General features: G+C 52.6%; 1 rRNA gene. It reads left to right on the top strand.

From position 1 onward, the window contains the following. A 23S ribosomal RNA gene (locus AB4Z37_RS32990) occupies positions 1–458 on the top strand; the annotation flags it as partial.

Genomic DNA, 458 nt, shown 5'->3' with positions numbered 1-458 from the left:
CGAGGCACCACGGTGCTGAAGTGACAAATGCCCTGCTTCCAGGAAAAGCCTCTAAGCATCAGGTAACACGAAATCGTACCCCAAACCGACACAGGTGGTCAGGTAGAGAATACCAAGGCGCTTGAGAGAACTCKGGTKAAGGAACTMGGCAAAATGSYSCCGTAACTTCGGGAGAAGGCACGCTGGTGCGTAGGTGAAGCGACTTGCTCGCGGAGCTGAAACCAGTCGAAGATACCAGCTGGCTGCAACTGTTTATTAAAAACACAGCACTGTGCAAACACGAAAGTGGACGTATASGGTGTGACGCCTGCCCGGTGCCGGAAGRTTAAWTGATGGGGTCAACCGCAAGGTGAAGCTCTTGATYGAAGYCCCGGTAAACGGCGGCCGTAACTATAACGGTCCTAAGGTAGCGAAATTCCTTGTCGGGTAAGTTCCGACCTGCACGAATGGCGTAATGA

Origin of the sequence: Bradyrhizobium sp. 2TAF24 (genome assembly GCF_052115025.1) — a bacterium.
In the GTDB taxonomy this organism is placed as follows: domain Bacteria; phylum Pseudomonadota; class Alphaproteobacteria; order Rhizobiales; family Xanthobacteraceae; genus Bradyrhizobium_A.
This window is presented reverse-complemented; position numbering and strand designations above follow the sequence as displayed.